15 protein-coding genes and 2 riboswitches are annotated in these 17,339 nt (G+C 69.9%); of the genes, 9 read left to right on the top strand and 6 right to left on the bottom strand.

Translation table 11 applies throughout. The features are described 5' to 3' along the window. Window positions 1-5: 5 nt before the first annotated feature. Window positions 6-368 carry an SPW repeat protein gene (locus AC3ANR_RS07740; protein WP_488291302.1) on the top strand — a complete coding sequence of 121 codons (363 nt, stop codon included), beginning with the start codon at window positions 6-8 and terminating at the stop codon, window positions 366-368. A gap of 27 nt (window positions 369-395) precedes the next feature. Here the strand turns inward: AC3ANR_RS07740 and AC3ANR_RS07735 are convergent, their stop codons facing one another. The 4 genes from AC3ANR_RS07735 to AC3ANR_RS07720 all read right to left on the bottom strand — a co-directional run bounded on the left by AC3ANR_RS07735 (window position 396) and on the right by AC3ANR_RS07720 (window position 5,259). Further along, the gene (locus AC3ANR_RS07735; RefSeq protein WP_488291301.1) at window positions 396-1,244 is read right to left on the bottom strand and encodes an ion transporter; all 849 of its coding nucleotides are present in this window, start codon (window positions 1,242-1,244) and stop codon (window positions 396-398) included. 1 nt (window position 1,245) lies between these two features. Next, on the bottom strand, window positions 1,246-2,358 hold the full coding sequence (locus tag AC3ANR_RS07730) for a mandelate racemase/muconate lactonizing enzyme family protein (RefSeq protein ID WP_488291300.1): 1,113 nt from the start codon (window positions 2,356-2,358) through the stop codon (window positions 1,246-1,248). Between the two features lie 190 nt (window positions 2,359-2,548). Continuing rightward, window positions 2,549-3,430 carry an NAD(P)/FAD-dependent oxidoreductase gene (locus AC3ANR_RS07725; protein WP_488291299.1) on the bottom strand — a complete coding sequence of 294 codons (882 nt, stop codon included), beginning with the start codon at window positions 3,428-3,430 and terminating at the stop codon, window positions 2,549-2,551. A gap of 134 nt (window positions 3,431-3,564) precedes the next feature. Further along, window positions 3,565-5,259, bottom strand: coding sequence for a long-chain fatty acid--CoA ligase (locus AC3ANR_RS07720; protein ID WP_488291298.1), 1,695 nt, complete (start codon window positions 5,257-5,259; stop codon window positions 3,565-3,567). Window positions 5,260-5,400: 141 nt separating this feature from the next. On the opposite strand from AC3ANR_RS07720, the gene AC3ANR_RS07715 reads away from it, so the two are divergent. Further along, window positions 5,401-6,351: a glycerophosphodiester phosphodiesterase gene (locus tag AC3ANR_RS07715; RefSeq protein ID WP_488291297.1), complete on the top strand. Its 951-nt coding sequence runs from the start codon at window positions 5,401-5,403 to the stop codon at window positions 6,349-6,351. 260 nt (window positions 6,352-6,611) lie between these two features. Here AC3ANR_RS07715 and AC3ANR_RS07710 read toward each other — a convergent pair whose 3' ends face one another. Together AC3ANR_RS07710 and AC3ANR_RS07705 are read right to left on the bottom strand one after the other, a co-directional pair. Next, a complete protein-coding gene (locus tag AC3ANR_RS07710) occupies window positions 6,612-7,031 on the bottom strand; it encodes an acyl-CoA thioesterase (RefSeq protein WP_488291296.1) in 420 nt (139 codons plus the stop codon). Window positions 7,032-7,036: 5 nt separating this feature from the next. Continuing rightward, window positions 7,037-7,819, bottom strand: coding sequence for an SDR family oxidoreductase (locus AC3ANR_RS07705; RefSeq protein ID WP_488291295.1), 783 nt, complete (start codon window positions 7,817-7,819; stop codon window positions 7,037-7,039). A gap of 137 nt (window positions 7,820-7,956) precedes the next feature. Between AC3ANR_RS07705 and AC3ANR_RS07700 the strand changes: the two genes are divergently transcribed. The 7 genes from AC3ANR_RS07700 (at window position 7,957) to gcvP (ending at window position 17,316) form a co-directional block, all read left to right on the top strand. Continuing rightward, entirely contained in the window at window positions 7,957-9,639 is a 1,683-nt protein-coding gene (locus AC3ANR_RS07700; RefSeq protein ID WP_488291294.1) for an electron transfer flavoprotein-ubiquinone oxidoreductase, read from the top strand. A gap of 189 nt (window positions 9,640-9,828) precedes the next feature. Next, entirely contained in the window at window positions 9,829-10,755 is a 927-nt protein-coding gene (locus AC3ANR_RS07695; RefSeq protein ID WP_488291766.1) for a TRAP transporter substrate-binding protein, read from the top strand. Between the two features lie 27 nt (window positions 10,756-10,782). Then, window positions 10,783-11,277, top strand: a complete 495-nt coding sequence (locus AC3ANR_RS07690) for a TRAP transporter small permease (protein WP_488291765.1) — start codon at window positions 10,783-10,785, stop codon at window positions 11,275-11,277. Continuing rightward, on the top strand, window positions 11,274-12,551 hold the full coding sequence (locus AC3ANR_RS07685) for a TRAP transporter large permease (protein ID WP_488291293.1): 1,278 nt from the start codon (window positions 11,274-11,276) through the stop codon (window positions 12,549-12,551). The genes AC3ANR_RS07690 and AC3ANR_RS07685 overlap by 4 nt, the downstream gene beginning before the upstream one ends. 30 nt (window positions 12,552-12,581) lie before the next feature. Then, window positions 12,582-12,672: riboswitch (glycine riboswitch) on the top strand. Window positions 12,673-12,683: 11 nt separating this feature from the next. Beyond that, window positions 12,684-12,790, top strand: a riboswitch (glycine riboswitch). 120 nt (window positions 12,791-12,910) lie between these two features. Next, window positions 12,911-13,972 (top strand): glycine cleavage system aminomethyltransferase GcvT, encoded by a 1,062-nt coding sequence (gene gcvT, locus AC3ANR_RS07680; RefSeq protein WP_488291764.1) that lies wholly within the window; start codon window positions 12,911-12,913, stop codon window positions 13,970-13,972. 34 nt (window positions 13,973-14,006) lie between these two features. Further along, window positions 14,007-14,381 carry a glycine cleavage system protein GcvH gene (gene gcvH / locus AC3ANR_RS07675; RefSeq protein ID WP_488291292.1) on the top strand — a complete coding sequence of 125 codons (375 nt, stop codon included), beginning with the start codon at window positions 14,007-14,009 and terminating at the stop codon, window positions 14,379-14,381. Window positions 14,382-14,409: 28 nt separating this feature from the next. Continuing rightward, on the top strand, window positions 14,410-17,316 hold the full coding sequence (gcvP, locus tag AC3ANR_RS07670) for an aminomethyl-transferring glycine dehydrogenase (protein ID WP_488291291.1): 2,907 nt from the start codon (window positions 14,410-14,412) through the stop codon (window positions 17,314-17,316). Window positions 17,317-17,339 lie beyond the last annotated feature (23 nt).

Genomic DNA, 17,339 nt, shown 5'->3' with positions numbered 1-17,339 from the left:
TCGGTATGAAGCGGTGGAAGCACTGGCAGGACCCGGTCAACGGTTTGCTGGGCGCCTGGCTGATTCTGTCTCCCTGGATCCTCGGCCTGCAGCAGCCGCGGATCGCGATGGCCACGCTCGTCGTGGCGGGTGTGTTGCTGCTGGCGACGGCGGTCGGGGCGATCCTGCTGCCGCAGGCGTGGGAAGAGTGGTTCGGGGCAGCGGTGGGCGTCGCGCTGATGGCGTCGCCGTGGATCCTGGGCTTCTCCAGCACCATGCTGGCGGTGCAGGTGGCACTGTTCACCGGCCTGGCGGCGGTCGTGCTCACGGTGTGGGTGCTGGCGACCGACGACGAGTACGGCGGCTGGTGGCACCGCATGGTCGGCTGACGCCTTCGCGCGGCAGGCGGCGCGGCCTCAGGCCACCGGTGGCAGGGGCCGGCCGCACTGCTGGCAGTAGTTCGCCTCGGGCCCATAGCCCGCGGCGCCGCATTCCGTGCACGCGCGCGGCACGGTGGGGACGCGCATGTGCCGGCGGATCGTCATCTCCGCGGTCACGATGCCCGTGGGCACCGCCAGCGTGCCCCAGCCCACCAGCATCATGGCCGAGGCGATGAAGCGGCCCAGGTCGGTTTTCGGCGTGATGTCGCCGAAGCCCACCGTGGTCATGGTCGTGATGGCCCAGTAGACGGAGGTCGGGATGTCGTGGAAGCCGTTCTCCGGCCCCTCCACGACATACATGACCGTGCCCACGACCAGGTCGATCATCAGCACCGCGGCCAGGAACACCAGGATCTTGCGCCGGCTTGCCCACAGCGCCTCGCCCATCACCTGGTATTCGGCCACGTAGGCGGTCAGGCGCAGGATCCGGAAGATCCGCAGCAACCGCAGGATGCGCACGTCGATCAGCGCGTGCAGCTCGGGCACGAACAGCGCCAGGTAGGTGGGCAGCACGGCCAACAGGTCGACGACGCCGAAGAAGCTGACCGCGTACTGCAACGGCCGGCGCACGCTGGCCAGGCGCGCCACGTATTCGATCGTGAACAGCAGCGTGAAGCCCCACTCGGCGGTCGTGAACACGCCGGCCCAGCGGTCGTGCCAGCTGCGCACGCTGTCGGCCAGCACCACGGCCACGCTGACCAGGATGGCGGCCACCACCACCTGGTCGAACAGGCGGCCGGCCGGCGTGTCCGATTCCCAGATGACGCGGTACAGGCGCCGGCGCCAGCCTTGCGGCGGTGGGGTGTCGGGAGCGGGGCGTTCCATCTCAGGCCACCGGGCGGCCGAAGCGCTCGATGGCCTGCGGCGTCGGGGTCGTGCCGGCGCCCGGCAGCTGCGGCAGCCGGAAGAACCCGTCGACGACCTCGGCCGGCTCGGTGAAGCACTCCTTGATCCACGGGATGTACTCGAGCACCGCGCAGGCCGGATGCGCGTAGCTCAGGTGCACGTGGACCTGGCTCATGTCCCCCGCATGCGGAGCGACCGGCAGGCGGTACGCATGCGCCGTCTCGCACACGCGCAGCACCTCGGTCAGCCCGCCCATGCGCGTGACGTCCGGCTGGACCCAGTGGATGGCTTGCTGGTGGAAGAACTCGGCGAACGCGTCCTGGGTGTAGAGCTGCTCGCCCAGCGCCACCGGAATCGTGGTGGCGCGGGCCAGCTGCGCATGGCCCTTCACGTCGTCGTACCACAGCGGCTCCTCGAACCAGTAGACGTCGAACGGCTCGGCCCCGCGGCAAAAACGCAGGCAGGTCGCCAGGTCCCACTTGCCGTTGCCGTCGACGGCCAGCGTGACGTCCGGCCCGATCGCCTGCCGCACGGCCTGCAGCCGCCGCAGGTCGCGCTCGACCGTGGAGCCCACCTTGATCTTGATGCCCGAGAAGCCCTGCTGCACGGCGCGCCGCGCGCCGTCGACGAGTTGCTCGTCGGGGATGCTCAGCCAGCCGATGTCGGTGTTGTACGCACGCACCTTCTCGCGCACCTGCCCGCCCAGCAGCTTCCACAGCGGCACGCCGGCCCGCTTGGCCTTCAGGTCCCAGAGCGCGACGTCGATCGCCGCCTGCGACAGCGTCGTGATGCCGGCCCGGCCGATCCACTGCAGCGCCGGGTTGCGCGCCAGCCGCGTCCACAGGCGCTGCACATCATGGGCGTCCTCGCCCACCAGCAATGGCGCATGGCAATCGGCGATGCAGCGCGCGATGAGCTGGTCGCCCGGCAGGTGCGCGTGGGTGCCGGTGAACCCGTACCCCGACAGGCCGTCCTCGGTGTCGATGCGCGCACCGACCACGCCCCAGTGCGTGATCGTGTGCGTGCTGTCCGCGATCTGCGATCCCGTGACCGGCACATGGAGGATGAACGGGGTGACCTGCTGGATCTTCATGGGGGCGTCGTCTCCTTGGGGCGATCGTACCGGCTGCGTCCGTGCGCGGCGGAGGGATGAGGCCCTGCCAGGCGCCGCCTGCCGCGTACCCCCGGGGCCCAACCGACGCTGCCTATTGCACCAGGCACGGCGAGTCCATGACACCGAGGGCCAACCGCCACCCGCACCCGCCTGCGCCCGAACGGCGCCGTCACAGCGCGTTGTGGATCGCCGTCGCGGCGATCGCCGCGTGCCCGTAGGCCACGGCGATCTGGTTCAGCCCCGCCGCCACGTCACCGGCGGCATAGAGCCCCGGCACCGTCGTCTGCAGGTGGTCGTCGACGGCGAGCTGGCCGTCCTCCTCGGCTTGCGCACCGAGCGCGGTCGCCAGGCCGGACGCATGCGTCAGTCCGAGCGCCGGATAGAGCACGTCGAACACCAGCCGCCGGCCGTCGACCATCTCGACCTCGACGCCCTCGCCCGGCACGCAGCGGATGTGCAGCGGCCGCTGGTCGGCCACCAGCACGCCGCGCTCGCGCAGCTCGGCCAGCTGCCCGGCCGGCACCAGCTCCTGGGTGCCCAGCGACAGCCACGTGACCTGGTTGTCGAACCCGGCGACGAAGAGGGCTTCGCGCAGGCCATGGACCTCCTTGCCCAGCACGGCCACGCGCCGCCGCTGCGTCTCGAAGCCGTCGCACACGGGGCAGTAGCGCACGTTGCCCGCCGCCAGGCCATCGTCCATGCCGGGCAGCTCGGGCACCACGTCGCGGGCGCCGGTGGCCAGCAGCACCTTGCGCGCGCGCAGCACTCGCCCGTCGACTTCGGCCTCGAAGCCGCCGTCCTCGCCAGCCAGGCGCTCGACGCGCGCCTGGCGCATCGGCACGCGGTAGCGGCCCGCGTGCTCGCGCAGGCGCACGAGCAGGTCGGGCCCGGGGATGCCGTCGGGGAACGCCGGCACGTTGCGCGAGCGCGGGATCCACGTCAGCCTGCTTTCCCCCGCGTCGACGAGCAGGACGTTGCGCCGGTAGCGGGCCAGGTACACGCCGGCGGTGAGGCCCGCCGGCCCCCCGCCGACGATCAGGCAGTCGAGCATGTCGCCGCTCATGCGCTCGGGACCGGGGCTGGTGGACGGTGAAGCATGGCCGCCATGATCGGCGCGGCCGCACGGCCGGGCCGTAGGGCTGGAGCCAGTGACCAGGCAGGAAAGGCGCGCCTCTCGCTGCCGCGCTACCGGGCGGCTTCGGCCTCCTGCAGGCTGCGCCACATCACCTTGCCGCTGCCGCTCTTGGGCAGCGCGTCGACGAACTGCACGATGCGCGGCACCTTGTAGACGGCCATGTTCTCGCGGCACCAGTCGATGATCTGCTGCTCGGTCACCTGCCCCTTGTGGCCGGGCCGCAGGACGACGACGGCCTTGACCGTCTCGCCGCGGTAGGCGTCCTTGGCCGAGATGATGCAGGCCTCCTGGATCGCGGGGTGGCGGAACATCAGCGCCTCCACCTCGGCCGGCCAGACCTTGAAGCCCGACGCGTTGATCATCCGCTTCAGGCGGTCGGTGAGGAAGAAGTAGCCGTCCTCGTCCATGCGGCCGAGGTCGCCCGAGCGGAAGAAGCGCTTGCCCTCGAACTCGATGAAGGCGGCGGCGGTCGCCTCCGGGCGCTTCCAGTAGCCGTCGAACACCATCGGGCCATGGATGACGATCTCGCCCTGCTCGCCGGGCGGCAGCTCGCGCAGCGTCTCGGGATCGACCACGCGCGCATCGCAGCTCATGAAGGGGATGCCCAGGCATTGCTGCTTGGGGGCATCGGGCGGGTTGGTGTGCGACGGGGCCGCCGTCTCCGTCAGGCCGTAGCCTTCCACGTAGCGCAGGCCGAACTGGTCGAGCAGCCGCTGCGCCACCGCCTGCGGCATCGCGGCGCCGCCGCCGCCGATGTGGCCCAGGCTGGACAGGTCGTAGTGCTCGAAGTTGGGGCTGCCCATCAGGTCGATCACCATGGTCGGAATGTTGGTCCAGGTGGTGACCTTCCAGCGCGAGATCAGGCGGCCGGCCAGCTCGCGGTCCCAGCGCGGCATCAGCACGACGGTGGCACCGACATAGATGCTCGAATGCATCACGCTGACCATGCCCGTGATGTGGAACATCGGCACCACCAGCAGCGTGACGTTCTCGACCGTGCCGTTGCCCCAGACGGCGCTGGCGACGGCGTTGTGCATCAGGCTGCGGTGCGGATGCATGCAGCCCTTGGGCAGCCCGGTGGTGCCGCTGGTGTAGGGCAGCACCGCCAGGTCGGCGATGCCCACCTGCAGGTCCGGCACCGGCAGGTCGTTGTCGAGCGCCGTGTCCCAGTCCATCACCTGGCCCGACGCCAGCGCGGGCAGCGGGTGGCGGGCCAGCAGCCAGTCGCGCCAGGTCTCGGGCGGTGCCTGGTCGCCCTGCTGGCCGGCATCGAAGGCATCGGTGTACTGCGTGACGACCAGGTGGGCGAGGCGCTGCTGCGGCGGCAGTTGCGCATCGGCCTTGGCCACCTCGGCGGCGACGTCGCCGGTGCAGATGGCGACCCGCGCGTCCGGGTCGGTGATGTAGTGCTTGAGCTCCTCGGCCCGGTTCATCGGGTTCACCGGCACGACCACCGCATTGGCGCGCAGGATCGCGAAGTGCGCGATGATGAGCTGCGGACAGTTCTGCATGTCCAGCATCACGCGGTCGCCCTTGCGCACCCCCATCGCATGCAGCCGCGCGGCGAGCCGCTCGGCCTGCTGCACGAGCTGCCGGTAGCTCAGTTCGCGGCCGAAGAACACCAGCGCCGTCTTGTCCGGATAGCGGCGGGCACTGATGGCGAGGTTGTCCCACAGCGAGGTCTGCGGGGGCGTGAGGGCATGGGGCAGGCGCTTGGGCCAGAAGCGGTGGTGGGGGCGGTCCAAGGAAGGGGTCTCCACGAAAGACGCCCCAGCCTAGCGGCTCGCCCGCGCGCGCGGCACGGGAAAAGCCCCAAGCGCGTCGCCTGCGCGACGGCGGCAGCCCGTCCTTATGATGCGCCGGTCCCCACCACCCCGGACCGCCCGATGCTCTCCCGCCTCTGCGCCCTGCTCCTTGCCGCGGCGGCGCTCTCCGCCCACGCCTTCGACCTGCAGGGCCACCGCGGCACGCGCGGGCTGCGGCCCGAGAACACGCTGCCCGCGTTCGAGCACGCGCTGCGGCTGGGCGTGACGACGCTGGAGATGGACGCGGCCGTCACCGCCGACGGCGTGGTCGTGCTCTCGCACGATCCCGTGCTCAACCCCGACCTGGCGCGCGGGCCCGACGGCCAGTGGATCACGGCGCCGGTGCCGATCCGGCAACTGACGCATGCCCAGCTGCAGGCGTTCGACGTCGGGCGGCTGCGGCCGGACAGCGCCTACGCCAAGTCGTTCCCGCAGCAGCAGGCGATGGACGGCACGCGCATCCCGACGCTGGCGTCCGTGTTCGAGCTGGCCCGACGCCTGGGCGCCGACCGGGTGCAGTTCGACATCGAGACCAAGCTGGACCCGCGCAACCCGGCCAACACGCTCGAGCCCGAGCCCTTCGTGCAGGCGCTGCTGCAGGCGGTGCGCGCCGCCGGCATGGAAGACCGGGTGATGATCCAGAGCTTCGACTGGCGCACGCTGCAGGTGCTGCGCAGGGTGGCGCCCCGCATCCGCACCGTGTACCTGACGTCGCAGTCGCAGCGCGGCGCGACCTTCGACTCGCCCGTCGCCAGCGCCGGCTTCACCCTGGCGCAGCACGGCAGCGTGCCGGCGATGGTCAAGGCCGCGGGCGGCACGACCTGGTCGCCGAACTTCCAGGCGCTCACGCCCGACCTGGTCCGGCAGGGCCAGGGCCTGGGCCTGCAGGTGATCCCGTGGACCGTGAACGAGGAGGCCGACATCGCCCGCCTGGTCGACATGGGCGTGGACGGCATCATCTCCGACTACCCCGACCGGGTGCGCGCCGTGATGGAGCGCAAGGGCATGGCGCTGCCGGCGGCCGTGCCCTGACTCTTGCCTGTCATGGCGGGCGCGACCCGCCATCCAGTCCCGCGGCTCGGGTGGGGGCGTGTGCGCCCTGCCGCTGTCATTGCGGGCTCGACCCGCAATCCAGTCCCGCGGCTCTCATGGGCGCAGTCGCTGGATTCCGGCCTTCGCCGGAATGACGGGCCGATGCGGTCCTCGCCGCAGCGACAGGCCAGATCCTGTCATCCGCCGCGATGACAGGCCGATCCGTCATCCACCGCGAAGACCGCCCCAGCCCGCTCCGGTCACTCCAGGTGCTTGCGGAACCAGTCCGGAATCGGCACCGACTTCTGCTTGGGGAAATCGACCCACACGGTGGTCGCCCCGCCGGACGCATAGACCACGCCGGGATCGTCCAGGCGCTCGATGGTGGCCCAGCTCTCGAACGAGCTGCGGCCCGGGTCGCTGACGTACATCTTGAGCCGGATGTCGCCGGGGAACTCCAGCTGCTTGTGGAATGTGCAGAACGCATTGATGATCAGCGGCCCCGTGCCCTGCGGGTCGGGCAGGCAGTCCAGTGCCCGGAACCAGTCGATGCGCGCGGTTTCGAGGTAGCGGAAGTACAGCGTGTTGTTGACGTGGCCCATCGCATCCATGTCGCCCCAGCGGATCGGCATGGTCATCGCGTGGACCAGTTTCTTGGCGGCGGGCAGCTCCAGGCGCATCGTGCTCAGACCCCGAAGCCGTCGTCGGCGGCGATCACCGCGCCATTGATGAAATGGCTTTCGCTGCTGGCCAGCAGGACCACCAGCGCATCCAGGTCCTGCGGCTGGCCCACGCGCTTGCGCGGCAGCATCTGCACCAGCTTGCGGCCCTGCTCGGTGGACCAGTGGTGGTGGTTGATCTCGGTGTCGATGTAGCCGGGGCAGATGGCGTTGACGTTGATCTCGAAGCGTCCCCACTCCAGCGCCATCGCCTTGGTCATCTGCACCACCGCGGCCTTGCTCATCGCATAGGCGCCGATCTGCGGCAGCACGCGCAGGCCCGCCATGGAGGCGATGTTGATGATGCGCCCGCCCGTGAAGGTGCCCGGCGCGGCGCCGCGCGCGCGGGCCAGCATGCGCTTGCCCACTTCCTGCGCGACGAAGAAGGCGCCCTTGACGTTGGTGTCGAAGATGAAGTCGAAGTCCTCCTCCGTCACGTCCTGGATGCGCTGCGTGGTGCTCACGCCCGAGTTGTTGACCAGGATGTCGATGGAGCCGACCTCGGTCTCGGCATGCGCCACGGCGGCCTTGATGCTGTCGGTGTCCGTCACGTCCAGGGCGACGACGTGCGCATCGCCGCCCTCGCCCTCGATCTGCGCGCGCAGTTCCTTGAGCCTCTCGATGCGGCGGCTGGCCAGCACCACGGCGGCGCCCGCGCGCGCCAGGGTGCGCGCGAACTGCGCCCCCAGGCCGCTGGACGCGCCGGTCACGAGGGCGACACGGCCCGACAAGTCGATGCTGTAGCTCACGAGGGTCTCCTGCCTAAAAGCGGTTTCCGGGAGGGAAACGGCGCCCCGATCGTGCAGGGTCGCCGCATAGAATTGCAGTCGCGCCAGCGACGCTGCCCCGCGGCGCGTGCGGCCAAACCATTATCGACGAGACCCCGATGACACAAGAAGAGATCCTCGCCCAGTTCGGCCCCCGCGAAGCGATGGAGTACGACGTGGCCGTCGTCGGCGCCGGCCCGGCGGGACTGGCCACCGCCATCCGCCTGAAGCAGCTGGCCGCGCAGCACGACCGCGAGGTGTCGGTGGTGGTGCTCGAGAAGGGCTCCGAACCCGGCGCGCACATCCTCTCGGGCGCCATCGTCGACCCGCGCGCGCTCACCGAGTTGATCCCCGACTGGAAGGCCCAGGGGGCGCCGCTGAACGTGCCGGTGACCGAGGACATCTTCCTGTTCCTCAGCGAGACGCGCGCCACCCGCACGCCCAACTTCCTGCTGCCGCGCAACTTCCACAACGAGGGCAACTACGTCGCCAGCCTGGCCAACCTGGTGCGCTGGCTGGCCCAGCAGGCCGAGGCGCTGGGCGTCGAGATCTTCCCGGGCTTCCCCGCGGCGGAGGTGCTCTACAACGACGACGGCTCGGTCAAGGGCGTGGCCACCGCCAACATGGGCGTGGGCAAGGACGGCCAGCCGACCGAGAACTTCCAGCTGGGCATGGAGCTGCATGCGAAGTACACCGTCTTCGCCGAGGGCTCGCGCGGACACCTGGGCAAGCAGTTGATCAGCCGCTTCAAGCTCGACGAGGGCCGCGATCCCCAGAGCTACAGCATCGGCATCAAGGAAGTCTGGGAGATCGACCCGTCGCGCCACAAGCCGGGCCTGGCGCTGCACAGCGCGGGCTGGCCGCTCGACGAGATGACCTACGGCGGCTCGTTCCTGTACCACATGGAGAACAACCAGGTCTCCGTCGGCTTCGTGGTCGGGCTGGATTACCGCAATCCGTACCTGTCGCCGTACGAGGAGTTCCAGCGCTTCAAGACGCACCCGAACATCCGCTGGTACTTCGAGGGCAAGGGCGCCAAGCGCCTGGCGTACGGCGCGCGCGCGCTCACCGTGGGCGGCCTGCTGTCGCTGCCCAGGACCGTGTTCCCGGGCGGCGCGCTGGTGGGCTGCGAGGCCGGCTACCTGAACGCCTCGCGCATCAAGGGCAGCCACGGCGCGATCAAGACCGGCATGCTGGCCGCCGAAGCCGCGTTCGCGGCGCTGGGCGAAGGCCGCCAGCACGACGAGCTCGCCGCGTACCCCGAGGCGTTCGAGAAGTCGTGGCTCTACGCCGAGCTGAACCGGGCCCGCAACTTCAAGCAGTGGTTCAAGAAGGGCCGCACCGTCGCCACCCTCATGACGGGCGTGGAGCAGTACCTGCTGGGCGGCAGCATCCCCTGGACGCTGCACCGCGACAAGCCCGACCACGTGTCCCTGAAGCATGCGTCGCAGTGCAAGCCGATCGCCTATCCCAAGGCCGACGGCAAGCTCACGTTCGACCGGCTCTCCTCGGTGTTCATCTCGAACACCAACCACGAGGAGAACCAGCCCGCGCACCTGACGCTCAAGGACCCCACGGTGCCCACGCGCATCAACCTGCCCGAGTTCGCCGGGCCCGAGCAGCGCTACTGCCCGGCCGGCGTGTACGAGTTCGTGCAGGACGAGTCCACCGGCGCCGAGCGCCTGCAGATCAACGCGCAGAACTGCGTGCACTGCAAGACCTGCGACATCAAGGACCCGACCCAGAACATCGTCTGGGTGGTGCCCGAGGGCGGCGGCGGGCCGAACTACACCAACATGTGACGCACCACGGCTGCGCGCGGCCGTCCCGCGCCGGTGGCGGCACCGGCCGCATTGCCAGGGGCAAGAGCTAGTAGAACCCCCGTGGCGAGCACGGCCGTCGCGGGGCATAGTCTCCGTTTCGTCGAAATGCCTCAGGAGACTGTTGTGAGATTCAACCGATTGTTCGCGGCCCTGGCCGCCGGCCTGGTCATGAGCGGCGCCGCACTGGCGCAGACCACGATGCGCATCAGCATCTCGACGGCGCAGAACTCACACCAGGGCGTGGCGATCGACACCTTCGCGCGCGAGGTCGAGAAGCGCACGAACGGCCGCTACAAGATCCAGACCTTCTACAACGGTGCCCTGGGCGGCGAACGCGAGTCGATCGAGGCGGTGCAGCTGGGCACCCAGGAACTGACCTTCAGCTCCACCGGCCCGGTGCCGAACTTCGTGCCCGAGACCAAGGTGCTGGACGTGCCGTTCCTGTTCCGCGACAAGGCCCATGCCCGCGCGGTGCTCGACGGCCCGATCGGCCAGGACATGCTGGCCAAGTTCGACGCCAAGGGCTTCAAGGCCCTGGCCTGGGCGGAGAACGGGTTCCGCCACATGACCAACAGCAAGCGCGACGTCAAGACGCCCGAGGACCTGCGCGGCCTGAAGATGCGCACGATGGAAAATCCGGTGCACATCGCCGCCTACAAGGGGTTCGGCATCATCACCACCCCGATGGCCTTCCCCGAGGTGTTCACCGCCCTGCAGCAGGGCACCGTCGACGGCCAGGAGAACCCCCTGTCGGTGATCATCTCGGCCAAGTTCGACCAGGTGCAAAAGCACCTGTCGCTGACCGGCCACGTGTACTCGCCCTGCATCTTCCTGATGAACAAGGGCGCGTTCGACAAGCTCAGTGCCGCCGACAAGCAGGCGTTCCTCGACGCCGCCAAGGAGGGCACCAAGGCCAACCGCGCACGCGTCGACGAAGACGACGCCAAGGGCGTGGCCGACCTGCGCGCCAAGGGCATGACGGTCATCGACAACGTCGACAAGGCCAAGTTCGTGCAGGCGCTCGCGCCGGTGAACGCCGAGTTCGAGAAGCAGTTCGGCAAGGCCACGCTGGACAAGATCCGCAACTACAAGTAACCGCAGGTCCCGCCCCACGCCGTGCCCCTGAAAGACGCCTTCCTGCGTGTCGAGCGCGTGACCACGGGTGTGGCCATGGCCGGCGCCTGCCTGATGCTGGCCGTGGCCAGCAGCCTCGGGCTGTTCCAGATCCTCACCCGCTTCATTTTGGAGACGCCGGCCGAGTGGACCGAGATCCTGATCCGCCTGTCGCTGATCTGGATGGTGTTCCTGGGCATCCCGATGGCATTCCGCCAGGGCTCCATGGTCAGCGTCGACGTGCTGTACCGCTGGAGCCCGCCGCGGTGGCGCCGCGTGCTCGACGCCGTGGTCAGCGTGGCCGCGTTGATCCTGGTGCTGGTCATCCTGTGGTGGGGCTGGGACTATGCGGTGCGTGGCCAGGTCCAGTCGATGGCCGGCCTCGAATCCGTCTCGATGTTCTGGGGCTACGTGGCCATGCCGGTCGGATCCCTGTTCTGCATCCTGGGCATCATCGGCAACTACCTCGATCCGGTGCGGCATGAACTGGAGACCGCCCAATGACCACGGCCATGCTCGCCACCATGGTGCTGTGCTTCGCGCTCAGCGTGTCGGTGGCCGTCTCGATCGGCCTGTCGGCCCTGCTGGGCATCCAGGCCAGCCACGCGAACATGCTGATCTCCGTGAAGGAGATGTTCGGGGCGATCAACAAGTTTCCGCTGGCGGCGATTCCCTTCTTCATCCTGGCCGGCAACCTGATGGAGACCGGCGGCATCTCGCGCCGGCTGGTGGAATTCGCCAAGAGCATCGTGGGCGGCGTGCAGGGCGGGCTTCCCATGACCTGCGTGCTCACCTGCATGATCTTCGCGGCCGTCTCGGGCTCCTCGGTCGCCACCACGTTCGCCATCGGGGCCATCCTGATCCCCGCGCTGGTCAAGCACGGGTATCCGGTCACCTGGGCCGCCGCGCTGCAGGCCACCAGCGCTGAACTGGGCGTCATCATCCCGCCCTCGATCCCCATGATCCTGTACGGCGTGAGCGCCGAAGTCTCGATCGGCGAGCTGTTCATCGCCGGCTTCGGCCCCGGCCTGCTGATCGGCGGCGCGCTGATGCTGTTCGTCTGGGTCTACTGCAAGTGGAAGGGCCTGGGCCAGGCCGACGGCGACGGCAGGCTGCCCTTCGGCCGCGCGCTGGCGCAGGCCGGCTGGGCCCTCCTGATGCCGGTCATCATCCTCGGCGGCATCTACGGCGGCGTGTTCACGCCCACCGAGGCGTCGGCCGTGGCGGTGTTCTACGCGCTGGTGGTGGGCATCTTCATCTACCGCGAGATCCGGATCCCGCAGCTGTACGTCATCCTGCGCAAGTCGGTCATCTCGTCGTCGGTGATCATGTTCATCATCGCCAACGCCGGCCTGTTCGCGTTCCTCATCACCCGCGCCGGCGTGCCCGACGCCATCGGCCACTGGCTGGAGCAGGTGCTCAAGACCCCGGCGTACTTCCTGCTGGGCGTGAACGCCGCGCTGTTCGTCATCGGCATGTTCATCGAGACCAGCGCCGCGATCATCGTGCTGGCGCCGATCCTGGCGCCCGTCGCCCAGCACTTCGGCATCGACCCGGTGCACTTCGGCCTGATCATGGTGGTGAACCTGGCGCTGGGCATGATCACCCCGCCGTTCGGGGTCAACCTGTTCGCCGCCTGCACGGTGGCGCGCATCTCGCTGGACCGAATCGTCACGCAGCTGATTCCCTTCGTGCTGGTGGTGCTGGGCTGCCTGATGCTCATCACCTACGTGCCCGGTCTCTCGCTGGGCTTGCGCGACCTGTCGTACGGCCGCTGAGCGGCGGCGCGCACGCACTCACACTACAATCCGGGTTCGTCAGGAGAGCGCTCCTCCACGGAGCCGCCGAAGGCGCAGGCGCACAGCCGAACGCTCAGGCACCCAGGACTGGCGAGCGCCCCGGCAACGGGGCGTTGCCTTGCTGGAGAGAGACGCACGGCCGCAAGGGCCGGGTCCACCGAAGGAGCAAGCCCCCGCCGGGGGTGAATCTCTCAGGTAAAGCGGACAGCAGGGGCGCCCATGGTTTCGGCCATGGAACCGACTGCCCCTGCCACCTGGAGAGCCGCTTGTCCGCACCCGCTTCGTCCGAGCTTCGCACCACCCCGCTGCACGCGCTTCACCTGGAGCTGGGGGCCCGCATGGTCCCGTTCGCCGGCTACAGCATGCCGGTGCAGTACCCGGCCGGCCTGATGGCCGAGCACCACCACACGCGCCAGGCCGCCGGCCTGTTCGACGTCTCGCACATGGGCCAGCTGCGCCTGGAGGGCGCCGACGCGGCCGCCGCGTTCGAGACCCTGATGCCGGTCGACGTGATCGGCCTCGCGCCGGGCAAGCAGCGCTACGGCCTGCTGCTGACCGAGCAGGGCACGGTGATCGACGACCTGATGTTCGTCAACCGCGGCGACGACCTGTTCGTCATCGTCAACGGCGCCTGCAAGGAAGGCGACATCGCCCACATCCGCCAGCACATCGGCCAGCGCTGCCAGGTCGTCCCCATGCCCGAGCGCGCGCTGCTGGCGCTGCAGGGGCCCCAGGCCGTCGACGCGCTGCAGCGGCTGCTGCCCGGCGTCGGCCGGCTGGTGTTCATGACTGGCGACCGCTTCGCCTGGGACGGCGGCGAATTGTTCGTCACGCGCAGCGGCTACACCGGCGAGGACGGCTTCGAGATCTCGGTCGAGGCTTCGCAGGCCGACGCGCTCGCGCGCGCCCTGCTGGCCCAGCCGGAGGTCAAGCCGATCGGCCTGGGAGCGCGCAACTCGCTGCGGCTCGAGGCGGGCCTGTGCCTCTACGGCAACGACATCGACACCGGCACCACGCCGGTCGAGGCGGCGCTGACCTGGGCGATGCAGAAGGTGCGGCGCAACGGCGGCGCGCGCGCGGGGGGCTTTCCCGGCGCCGAGCGCGTGCTCGGCCAGCTCGATGGCACCGTGCCCGTGCAGCGCAAGCGGGTCGGCCTGGTCGCGCTCGAGCGCGTGCCGGTGCGCGAGCACACCGAACTGCAGGACGGCTCGGGCGCCAAGGTCGGCGAAGTGACCAGCGGCCTGCTGGGCCCCACGATCGACAAGCCGGTCGCGATGGCCTACGTGGCCACCGCCCACACCGCGCCCGGCACGCGCCTGAACGCCATCGTGCGCGGCAAGGCCGTGCCGATGGAGGTGTGCCCCATGCCCTTCGTGCCGCAGCGCTACCACCGCGGCTGACCCCGACACCCACCCAACACCAAGGAGAACCGCCATGACCGTCAAGTACACCCAGGACCACGAATGGATCAAGCTCGAGGGCGGCAACGCGGCCACCGTCGGCATCACCGTGCATGCGCAGGACGCGCTGGGCGACGTGGTGTTCGTCGACCTGCCGGAAGTCGGCCGCAGCTACACCAAGGGCGAGGTCGCGGGCGTCGTGGAATCGGTCAAGGCGGCCGCCGACGTGTTCATGCCGCTCACCGGCAAGGTGACCGAGGTCAACGAGGCGTTGCGCGCCGACCCGGCGCTGGCCAACAGCGATCCGCTGGGCGGCGGCTGGTTCTTCAAGGTCCAGCTCGACGACGCGTCCCAGGTCGACGGGCTGATGGACGAGACCGCGTACGCGGACTTCTCGAAGAACGCCTGACGCCAGGACGCCCAACGGAGCCCCCCACATGCTGATGCAATCCGCCCGCCCCCTGGGCGAGCTCGAGAACCACGCCGAATTCATTCCGCGCCACATCGGCATCGGGCCGGAGGATGAACGGCACATGCTGTCGGCCATCGGCGAGGCCTCGCGCCGCTCGCTGGTCGAGAGCATCGTGCCGCGCTCGATCGCGCGCAGCTCGCAGATGAAGCTGCCGGCGCCGCTGACCGAGGCCGAGGCGCTGGCCGAACTGCGCGCCATCGCGTCGAGGAACCGGGTGTACCGCAGCTTCATCGGCCAGGGCTACTACGGCACCCTCACGCCGGGCGTCATCCTGCGCAACATCCTGGAGAACCCCGCCTGGTACACCGCGTACACGCCCTACCAGGCCGAGATCTCGCAGGGCCGCATGGAGGCGCTGGTGAACTTCCAGACCATGGTCTGCGACCTCACCGCCATGCCGATCGCCAACGCGTCCATGCTCGACGAGGCGACGGCCGCCGCGGAAGCCATGACGCTGGCCAAGCGCAGCGTCAAGAGCAAGTCCAGCACCTTCGTGGTGGCCGGCGACTGCCACCCGCAGACGATCGAGGTGGTGCGCACGCGCGCCAGGCCGCTGGGCATCGAGGTGGTGCTGGCCAATTCGGCGGACGAATGGAAGCAGCTGCTGGCGGGCGACTACTTCGCCGTGCTGGCGCAGTACCCCAGCACCAGCGGCCGCATCGACGACCTGCGCGCGGACGTGCAGCAGGCCCACGGCAAGCAGGCCGCCTTCATCGTGGCCGCCGACCTGCTGGCGCTCACCCTGCTGGTGCCGCCGGGCGAGTTCGGCGCCGACATCGTGGTCGGCACCACCCAGCGCTTCGGCATGCCGATGGGCGCGGGCGGCCCGCACGCGGCGTACCTGGCCTGCCGCGACGAGTACAAGCGCTCGCTGCCCGGACGCCTGGTGGGCGTCAGCGTCGACGTGCACGGCAACCCGGCCTACCGGCTCGCCCTGCAGACGCGCGAGCAGCACATCCGCCGCGAGAAGGCGACCTCCAACATCTGCACGGCGCAGGTGCTGCCCGCGGTGGTGGCGAGCATGTACGCCGTCTACCACGGCCCGCAGGGCCTCAGGCGCATCGCCCAGCGCGTGGCCAGCTACACGGCCATCCTGGCCAGGGGCCTGGAGCAGCTGGGCTACCAGCCGCGCGCCGACGCCTTCTTCGACACCGTCTCGCTGCACACGGGCGAGGCAACGGCCACGCTGGTGGCCAAGGGCCATTCGCTGCGCGCCAACCTGCGCGCCGCCTGGGGCGATTTCATCTGCATCTCGCTGGACGAGACGACCACGCGGGCCGACCTGGAACTTCTGTGGACGATCTTCGCCAGGCCCGGCCAGGAGCTGCCGCAGGTCGCGCGCTTCGAGAAGGGCATCGAGCCGGCGATCCCGCAGGAGCTGCGCCGCACCAGCGCGTTCCTCACGCACCCGGTGTTCAACACCCACCACAGCGAGACCGGCATGCTGCGCTACATCCGCAGCCTGTCGGACAAGGACCTGGCGCTGGACCGCACCATGATCCCGCTGGGCAGCTGCACGATGAAGCTGAACGCGACCAGCGAGATGATCCCCATCACCTGGCCCGAGTTCGCGCACGTGCACCCGTTCGCGCCGGCCGACCAGCTGGCCGGCTACGCCGAGCTCGACGCGCAGCTGCGCGAATGGCTCTGCCAGGCCACGGGCTACGCCGGCATCAGCCTCCAGCCCAACGCGGGCTCGCAGGGCGAGTACGCCGGCCTGCTGGCGATCAAGGCCTGGCATGAGAGCCGCGGGCAGGGGCACCGCAACATCTGCCTGATCCCCTCCTCCGCGCACGGCACCAACCCGGCCAGCGCGCAGATGGCCGGAATGCAGGTGGTGGTGACCGCCTGCGACGCCAGCGGCAACGTCGACCTCGCGGACCTGAAGGCCAAGTGCGAGCAGCATGCCGCCAACCTGGCCTGCGTGATGATCACGTACCCCAGCACGCACGGCGTGTTCGAGATGCAGGTCAAGGAACTGTGCGAGATGGTCCATGCACACGGCGGCCGCGTGTACGTGGACGGCGCCAACATGAACGCGCTGGTGGGCGTCGCGGCGCCGGGCGAGTTCGGCGGCGACGTGAGCCACCTGAACCTGCACAAGACCTTCTGCATCCCGCACGGCGGCGGCGGCCCCGGCGTCGGGCCGGTGTGCGTGGTGGAGGACCTGGTGCCCTTCCTGCCCGGCCACGAGGCGGGTGGCCTCACCGGCCACCCGGTAGGGGCGGTGTCGGCGGCGCCGCTGGGCAACGCGGCGGTGCTGCCGATCAGCTGGATGTACTGCCGCATGATGGGCCCCGAGGGCCTGCGCCAGGCCACCGAGGTGGCGATCCTGTCGGCCAACTACATCAGTGCGCGCCTGAAGGACCACTACCCCACGCTGTACGCCAGCGCCAACGGCCACGTGGCTCACGAGTGCATCCTGGACCTGCGGCCGCTCAAGGAGTCGAGCGGCGTGACGGCCGAGGACGTGGCCAAGCGCCTGATCGACTACGGCTTCCACGCCCCCACGCTGTCGTTCCCGGTCGCCGGCACGCTGATGGTCGAGCCGACCGAGAGCGAGACGCTCGAGGAGCTCGACCGCTTCATCGCGGCCATGGTCGCCATCCGCGAGGAGATCCGCCGGGTCGAACGCGGCGACTGGCCACAGGACGACAACCCGCTCAAGCACGCGCCCCACACGGCCGCCAGCCTGCTGCAGGGCGAGTGGACCCACGCCTACCCGCGCGACGTCGGCGCGGCGCTCGGCGGGGCCGGCGCGGCCGACTCGCGCCGGCACGCCAAGTACTGGTCGCCGGTCGGCCGGGTGGACAACGTCTATGGCGACCGCAACCTGTTCTGCAGCTGCGTGCCGATGTCCGCCTACGAGTGATGCCCGGGCCCGGCCCGTAGCGC

The organism is Ramlibacter sp. JJN2-2R, assembly GCF_057747835.1.
Note: the sequence above shows the minus strand (reverse complement) of the source record. Positions and strands in the feature narration are given on the sequence as shown.

What these genes read in the sequence shown, in the direction of transcription:
- AC3ANR_RS07740 (WP_488291302.1), top strand. Translation starts at nt 6, where the DNA reads ATGAAGCGGTGGAAGCACTGGCAGGACCCGGTCAACGGTTTGCTGGGC.
- AC3ANR_RS07735 (WP_488291301.1), bottom strand. Translation starts at nt 1,244, where the DNA reads ATGGAACGCCCCGCTCCCGACACCCCACCGCCGCAAGGCTGGCGCCGG.
- AC3ANR_RS07730 (WP_488291300.1), bottom strand. Translation starts at nt 2,358, where the DNA reads ATGAAGATCCAGCAGGTCACCCCGTTCATCCTCCATGTGCCGGTCACG.
- AC3ANR_RS07725 (WP_488291299.1), bottom strand. Translation starts at nt 3,430, where the DNA reads ATGCTCGACTGCCTGATCGTCGGCGGGGGGCCGGCGGGCCTCACCGCC.
- AC3ANR_RS07715 (WP_488291297.1), top strand. Translation starts at nt 5,401, where the DNA reads ATGCTCTCCCGCCTCTGCGCCCTGCTCCTTGCCGCGGCGGCGCTCTCC.
- AC3ANR_RS07710 (WP_488291296.1), bottom strand. Translation starts at nt 7,031, where the DNA reads ATGCGCCTGGAGCTGCCCGCCGCCAAGAAACTGGTCCACGCGATGACC.
- AC3ANR_RS07700 (WP_488291294.1), top strand. Translation starts at nt 7,957, where the DNA reads ATGACACAAGAAGAGATCCTCGCCCAGTTCGGCCCCCGCGAAGCGATG.
- AC3ANR_RS07695 (WP_488291766.1), top strand. Translation starts at nt 9,829, where the DNA reads ATGAGCGGCGCCGCACTGGCGCAGACCACGATGCGCATCAGCATCTCG.
- AC3ANR_RS07685 (WP_488291293.1), top strand. Translation starts at nt 11,274, where the DNA reads ATGACCACGGCCATGCTCGCCACCATGGTGCTGTGCTTCGCGCTCAGC.
- gcvT (WP_488291764.1), top strand. Translation starts at nt 12,911, where the DNA reads ATGGTCCCGTTCGCCGGCTACAGCATGCCGGTGCAGTACCCGGCCGGC.
- gcvH (WP_488291292.1), top strand. Translation starts at nt 14,007, where the DNA reads ATGACCGTCAAGTACACCCAGGACCACGAATGGATCAAGCTCGAGGGC.
- gcvP (WP_488291291.1), top strand. Translation starts at nt 14,410, where the DNA reads ATGCTGATGCAATCCGCCCGCCCCCTGGGCGAGCTCGAGAACCACGCC.